4 protein-coding genes and 1 other annotated feature are annotated in these 6,952 nt (G+C 44.2%); of the genes, 3 read left to right on the top strand and 1 reads right to left on the bottom strand.

Annotation, left to right across the window (positions count from 1 at the left end):
• Positions 1-4 precede the first annotated feature (4 nt).
• On the bottom strand, positions 5-3,094 hold the full coding sequence (gene ileS, locus WAM07_RS10715; RefSeq protein WP_422166733.1) for an isoleucine--tRNA ligase: 3,090 nt from the start codon (positions 3,092-3,094) through the stop codon (positions 5-7).
• A 105-nt stretch (positions 3,095-3,199) separates the two neighbouring features.
• Positions 3,200-3,428: a binding site (T-box leader), on the bottom strand.
• 211 nt (positions 3,429-3,639) lie between these two features.
• Between ileS and WAM07_RS10710 the strand changes: the two genes are divergently transcribed.
• The 3 genes from WAM07_RS10710 (at position 3,640) to WAM07_RS10700 (ending at position 6,915) form a co-directional block, all read left to right on the top strand.
• Complete coding sequence (locus tag WAM07_RS10710; RefSeq protein ID WP_422166732.1) at positions 3,640-4,419, top strand: class I SAM-dependent methyltransferase; 780 nt, start codon at positions 3,640-3,642, stop codon at positions 4,417-4,419.
• Between the two features lie 107 nt (positions 4,420-4,526).
• Positions 4,527-5,855: a cytochrome ubiquinol oxidase subunit I gene (locus WAM07_RS10705; RefSeq protein ID WP_422166730.1), complete on the top strand. Its 1,329-nt coding sequence runs from the start codon at positions 4,527-4,529 to the stop codon at positions 5,853-5,855.
• Between the two features lie 34 nt (positions 5,856-5,889).
• Positions 5,890-6,915 carry a cytochrome d ubiquinol oxidase subunit II gene (locus WAM07_RS10700; protein WP_422166728.1) on the top strand — a complete coding sequence of 342 codons (1,026 nt, stop codon included), beginning with the start codon at positions 5,890-5,892 and terminating at the stop codon, positions 6,913-6,915.
• Positions 6,916-6,952 lie beyond the last annotated feature (37 nt).

Genomic DNA, 6,952 nt, shown 5'->3' with positions numbered 1-6,952 from the left:
ATATTTATTTTTGAAGCGCGACTCTTACTTGGCTTTCGCCAACCGTAAAGTCTTTCATGTTATCCGTTTCTCCTACTGTAAGGTTCTTCACGAGTACATTTTCACGAATCAGTGCTTCATTTTGCTGGATGGCTTTCTTCACATCTTCATCGCCATCAAGAGCGATATTAACGCGCAGATCAATTGGAAGATCCTGCTGTTTACGATCATCCTGAATGACACGGATTACTTCACGCGCCAGGCCTTCAAGACGAAGTTCTTCAGTGATCGTTGTATCAAGAATCACGTGGAAGTCCTGGTTGGATCCCATAGACAAGCCCGAATCAGCTACGCGCTCTACATTTAGTAGATCCATCGGTACTTCAACCTCTCCATCTCCTGTTGGGACCACAACTTTTCCATCGTTAACAACCTTAGCTGCTTCTTCATCTGTAAGCTTTTCAAGATAACCTTTAACAGCACCTACATTCTTACCGAGAACAGGACCTGCCGCACGGAAATTAAGCTTCACTTCATAACGGACGAGATCATCAGAAGACTGCTTAACGACCACTTCTTTGACGTTAATTTCATCACGGATGATGGAGTTGTACCGCTCCAATGCTTTTCCTTGTTCAGGGTTCACAGGAATGACAACTAGTTCAGACAGCGGCTGCTTCGTCTTAATCGCTTCGGTATTCCTTACACCGCGGGCCAGTTCAACTACTTGAAGTACGGCATCCATATCCTGTTCAAGCTGACTGTCTGCCTGATTGGCATCCACTTTCGGGAAATAAGCGAGATGAACACTTTCGCCTGTGAGATTGTGATGGATATCATCCGCTACAAATGGAATAAACGGTGCGAGCAGCTTACTTAAGTTAACCAGAACTTCGTGCAAGGTATGGTAAGCAGCTTTCTTGGATTCAGTCATTCCTTCCTGCCAGAAACGATCACGGGAACGGCGAATGTACCAGTTACTCAACTCATCGACAAATTTCTCCAGCGCTTTAGCACCTTTTGTAAAGTCATAATTATCGAGAGCCTCGGTAACCGCAGCTGTCACACTATTCAACCGGGCGAGTACCCAGCGGTCCAGAAGTGTTTTCTCTCCCGTTTCATTCGCGTCGAACTCGTAACCATCAATATTTGCATACAGCGTATAGAATCCGTGCGTATTTACAAGCGTATCAATCACTTTTGATTTAGCTTCCACAACAACGCGTTCTGAAAAGCGCTTGTTGTTCCATGGAGCACTATCTGCAAGGAGAGCCCAGCGGAAAGCATCCGCTCCAAATTTATTCACGAGATCCATTGGGTCAAGGGCATTCCCTTTACTCTTCGACATCTTACGGCCTTCTTCATCCAGGATGTGGCCAGTAGAAAGCACACGTTTGTAAGGGGCTTTCCCTGTAAACAAGGTCGAAACAGCAAGCAGGCTGTAGAACCAGCCGCGGGTCTGGTCAATTCCTTCACAGATCACATCTGCCGGGAATTGCTTCTCAAACTGCTCTTTATTTTCAAATGGATAGTGCTGCTGAGCAAATGGCATGGAGCCACTGTCAAACCAAACGTCGATAACTTCTGGGACACGGTTCATCGTTCCTTCACAATGATCACATTTCAACTGAACACGATCGACATATGGCTTATGAAGCTCTACATCCCCGATATCACCGATCGCTTTTTCCTGTAGATCCGCCTGACTGTGCGGGGCATACTGGTGATTGCAGGAGTCACAGATCCAGATAGGTAACGGTGTACCCCAGAAACGGTTACGTCCAATATTCCAATCGACCATATTTTCAAGGAAATTACCAAAACGGCCATCTTTAATATGGTCTGGATACCACTCCACTTGCTGGTTATTTTTCAGGAATTGATCTTTCAGCTCTGTGGTTTTGATAAACCAGCTTTCGATTGCGTAGTAAAGCAACGGAGAGTCACAGCGCCAGCAGTGCGGGTAACTGTGCTCATACTTTTCTTTATGGAAAAGAAGTCCTTCGTTTGCCAGGTACTTCACAATGTCAACGTCACAGTCTTTTACGAATCTTCCTGCAAACGGAGGAATATCTTCCGTATAACGTCCCTGACTGTCCACTACGTTAAAGAATGACAGATTGTGTTCGTTTACTAAAGCATAGTCATCTTCACCATAAGCAGGAGCAATGTGTACGACACCCGTACCGCTTTCCGCGTTAACGAAATCAGCTTCTACCACAAAGTGACCGCGCTCAGGTTTAACAAATGGGAATGGCGCGTCATATTCTACTCCGGTAAACTCACTGCCTTTATGAGTAGATAGAACTTCGTAGTCTTCCCCCATATTTTTCTCAGCCAGTGCTTCAGCAACGATATAAACTTCATCATTCTGCTTCGCTTTTACATACGTAAGCGCAGGATGTACAGCAAGCGTTACGTTCGCAGGAAGGGTCCAAGGAGTTGTCGTCCATCCCAGGAAGAACTCATTTTCGGATCCTTTCACTTTAAACTTAGCTGTTGCTGACAGGTCTTTTACGTCTTCATATCCTTGAGCAACTTCGTGCGAGCTAAGTGTAGTCTGGCAGCTTGGGCAGTAAGGGGTAACACGGTGCCCTTTGCTTAATAAGTCGCGTTTGTGAAGGTCACTCAGGATATACCAGACACTTTCAATATAGCGGTTCTGAAGCGTTACATACGGATCATCCATATCCAGCCAGTAGCCGATGGACTCCGTAAACTCTCTCCACTGCTTCTCGTAGTTAAAGACACTTTTTTTACATTCTTCAATAAACTTTTCTACACCGTACTCTTCGATTTGCTGTTTTCCGGAAATACCAAGCTGCTTCTCTACTTCAAGTTCAACAGGGAGACCATGAGTATCCCAGCCGCCTTTCCGAAGTACCTGGTAACCTCCCATGGTTTTATAACGAGCTACAAAGTCCTTAATAACACGGCCCAGTACGTGACCGGCGTGCGGAAGTCCGTTAGCTGTTGGAGGACCTTCATAGAATACAAACGTTTCTGCACCCTCTCGTTCATCCATTGAACGATTGAATACATTTTCAGCGTTCCAATAGTCCTTGACGCGATTCTCGCGGTCTACTGCTGCTTCTTTCGTGTTAACACTGCGCATTCGTTCCACCTCTTACCCTTTTTATTTTTATCTCGATAAACTCATCAACCATAGACTCAAGGGGAAATCCCTTTTAGATATAAAAAATCCGCCCCTGCTCATAAAAACAGGGACGGATGTAGATCCGCGGTACCACCCATATTCCGCGCAGCAATTGCACGGCTCTCGGTTCATAAAACGGATAACGGCCGTCTGCCGGTTTCACCTACTCTAATCTCATTTCAGCGAAACTTCTCAGAGATGATCTTCAGCTCTAACCTGTCATCGCCTTGCAGCAAACAGCGACTCTCTGTGGACAGCCTTTACAGCCTACTCTTCTCGTCAACGAAAAAATACGTAGTTTCTCCATATCGTACATGGAAATCCTTGAATTGTCAAAGGATCTTCACCCACCATCCTCCCCATTTTTCGGGGGATTTATACGATTTAACAGGTGGGCCGTGTTCTTTGATTAATTTTACTTATCAGATTGGATTAAAATCCAGTATTATCGCTTTTCCATCCTGGAGAGTACACTAATAACAAACCAGAAAGAAGGTGGCGGGATGTCTGAAGAAATGAAAAAAAGGGTTCAATCTACCTTTTCTAAAAACAAAGAAGCTTATGTAAGCAGCACTACCCATAATAACCAGCAAGACTTAAACTTAATTACGGAATGGCTGAATCCTGAACCAAATTGGATAGGACTTGATCTGGCGACTGGCGGCGGGCATGTAGCCAGGGAAATGAGCCGGTGGATGGATCATGTTGTGGCAAGCGACCTCACCAAAGAGATGCTGCAAAACACAGCAAGGCACTTGAGCGATATAAAAAACCTTTCCTATATTATTGCGGATGTTTCGAGTCTCCCGTTTCTTGATGAAAGCTTTGATGTGGTCTGCTGCAGAATTGCTCCTCATCACTTTTCAGAACCAGAGAAATTTATAAAAGAAGCTTATCGGGTACTGAAACCCCAGGGATTATTTTTGATGGTCGATAATACAGCCCCTGAGGATGATCACCTCGACCTTTTCTTCAACACGTTCGAACAAATGCGTGATTCCAGTCACCACCGGGCCTGGAAAGTGTCAGAATGGAAAACCATGATTCAGCCTGCAGGATTTCAGCTGAAAAGAGAAGTTAAGCGCAAAAAAACACTGCCTTTCCGGGATTGGTTGGAGCGGACACTTCATGATAAAAACGGACAGCAGCTTGTAGAAGAGTATTTCCTTCAAGCGGGACCTCAAGCCTCTTCCTATTTTTCCTTTGACCATAAAGAAGGTAGCATCGAATCTTTTTCAATTGATGAATGGATGGTTCTCTGTCAAAAACATGACACTCACTAACTTAGTGGGTGTCTTTTTTTAATCTGCCGATCAAAATCCCCACTTTTTGTATATAAAAAGATATTAAGGAAATAAATGATGGATAGTTATTGGAGGTGGACTATTTCATGGATATCGTTGTTATGGCCCGTGTACTGTTTGGGTCTTCCTTAGGGTTTCATATTATCTATGCCACAATCGGTGTTGGACTCCCTGTAATGATCATTCTCGCTGAAGTTCTGCATTACATTAAAAAAGATTCCGATTATGCACTGATGGCAAGAAGGTGGACCAAAGGTTTCGCCATTATACTTGCGGTTTCAATTGCTTCCGGTACGATTGTCGGTGTTCTTATATCATTGCTTTTTCCTAATTTCATGGAAATAGTCGGACAAGTGATTGCCCTGCCTTTCCAGATGGAGATTTTCGCATTCTTAATCGAAGCCGTTTTCATGTCGATCTACTTATATGCAGCTGATCGGCTGCCGCCTGTTTTAAGATTTATCAGCATTATATCGGTTGCTCTCGGGGCAACAGCTTCTGCGATTTTAATTACAGATGTACATGCGTGGATGAATACACCAGCCGGTTTTAACATAACCCCTGACGGAAGTGTGACGGATGTCGATACATGGGCTGCTTTCTTTAATCCAAGCTTTGGTGTGACTGCTATCCATGTGACCCTATCTGCTTATATGACGGTTGCTTTTATCATTGCTTCCATTGCTGCTATCCGTTTAATGAGAAAAGGCCTGTCGAGTAAAGAGCGTAATTATCATAAAAAAGCTCTGACTATCGCTTTGTACTTTGGTGCAATCATGTCCATGGCTACTGCGATAAATGGGCATGAAACGGCTCAAATGCTGCATGAATATAACCCGCGTAAACTCGCTGCAGCCGAAGGTTTATTTGAGACCACACGCTATGCACCTTTATCCATTGGAGGCTATACATCACTGGAAGACCAGCGGGTCAAATATGCCGTGGAAATCCCTTACGCTCTCAGTTTTTTGGCTGGAGACCGCTTGGATACAGAAGTTCTCGGCCTGAATGAATTTCCTGAGGAACTATGGCCTCCTCTTTATGTACATGTACTATTTAACGTCATGGTCGGTATCGGATCGCTTTTAATTGTCGTCGCTTTTTTCGCTATATTTTGGAAGCATGTGCTAAAAAGGGAATTGCCAGGATGGCTTCTGGCTATTCTTGCAGTCAGCGGACCGCTTGCGATGATTGCGATTGAAACCGGCTGGTGCTTCAGCTGTATTGGAAGACAGCCCTGGACCATAACAGACGTACTTCGAACAGGCGAAGCAGCAACTAAATCAAGCAGTGTCGGCTTTTTACTTGGATTATTTTTAACGCTGTATATCACTCTATTATTTATCACCGGGTTTGTATTGCGATCCTATTTTAAGCGGAACCCTGTAAGCAAAGACCTGGATGCAGCGCATTAAATCCAAGTTTACCTATAAAGGAGCTGATTAACCTATGGAAGCCTCGACGCTCGCCATTACGATATTATGGAGCTTACTCTTTATCTACTCCATCCTTGGATCTCTTGATTTTGGAGCAGGATTCTGGGGAATGATTTACGGAAAAAACGATCAGACCAGTGCTTCGCAGATCGCGAACCGCTTTTTATCACCTACCTGGGAAGTTACAAATGTCTTTTTAGTCATCTTCGTTGTTTCCGTTGTTACGTTCTTCCCTTTTGCAACAACTTTACTTGGCAGTATCCTGCTTGTCCCCGTTGGAATTGGGCTGCTGCTGCTGACGATTCGAACAACGTTTATGGTTTTTGAACACCATACTCAAAAATACAGGGAACTTATGCGACTGACCTCAGGATTTTCCGGGTTAATTATTCCCGCACTTCTTGTAAGTATCTTACCGATCACACTCGGTGGATTTGTGGATTTTGATAATGATCTGCCAGTCCTTCATTACGCTGAGCTGCTTACTCACCCGACCTTGTATATGCATATTGCATTTGGTCTTTCCACCGAGCTTTTTATTTCATCCGTTTTTCTTATGGATTATTCCAAGGAAGCTGATGATTGGTCAGCCTATCAGACATTTCGCAAGCATGCGATTTGGCTCGGTCCCGTGTCGATCGCTATTGCTATGTTAACGATTGGGACATTCCCCACAGAAGCAAATTGGATCGTGGAGAACATCGAGGATAACTGGCTGTGGTTTGGATTATCTGTGTTCTTTTTTATCATTGGGTACACTTTGTTATTTATTAAAAAACGGGACGGAGTGCGCGGCTGGTCAAGGCTTGCTGTTACAGCCATCATTCTCCAATATGGAATTGCCATCTATGCTTATGGTTCAGCACACCTCCCTTATCTCGTCTACCCGCATCTCACAGTTACAGAAGGATTCACAAATCCATCAACCTTCTATCCGATGCTGATTGTGTACGGGGTTGGATTTGGAATTTTGATTCCTGCCTTTTATCTGTTCTGGCGCCTGTTCCTTAAAGATAGACGCTACCTTAAACAACCATAACCAAATTAAAGGAAGGAAATAAAAGGCACCTCAGGTC

Origin of the sequence: Halobacillus sp. (genome assembly GCF_049282395.1) — a bacterium.
GTDB lineage: Bacteria > Bacillota > Bacilli > Bacillales > Halobacillaceae > Halobacillus.
The sequence above is the reverse complement of the archived record's forward strand: the minus strand, read 5'-3'. Positions and strand labels throughout refer to the sequence as shown.

Excerpts from the sequence above, each read along its gene's own strand:
- ileS (WP_422166733.1), bottom strand. The coding sequence starts at position 3,094 with ATGCGCAGTGTTAACACGAAAGAAGCAGCAGTAGACCGCGAGAATCGC.
- WAM07_RS10710 (WP_422166732.1), top strand. The coding sequence starts at position 3,640 with ATGTCTGAAGAAATGAAAAAAAGGGTTCAATCTACCTTTTCTAAAAAC.
- WAM07_RS10705 (WP_422166730.1), top strand. The coding sequence starts at position 4,527 with ATGGATATCGTTGTTATGGCCCGTGTACTGTTTGGGTCTTCCTTAGGG.
- WAM07_RS10700 (WP_422166728.1), top strand. The coding sequence starts at position 5,890 with ATGGAAGCCTCGACGCTCGCCATTACGATATTATGGAGCTTACTCTTT.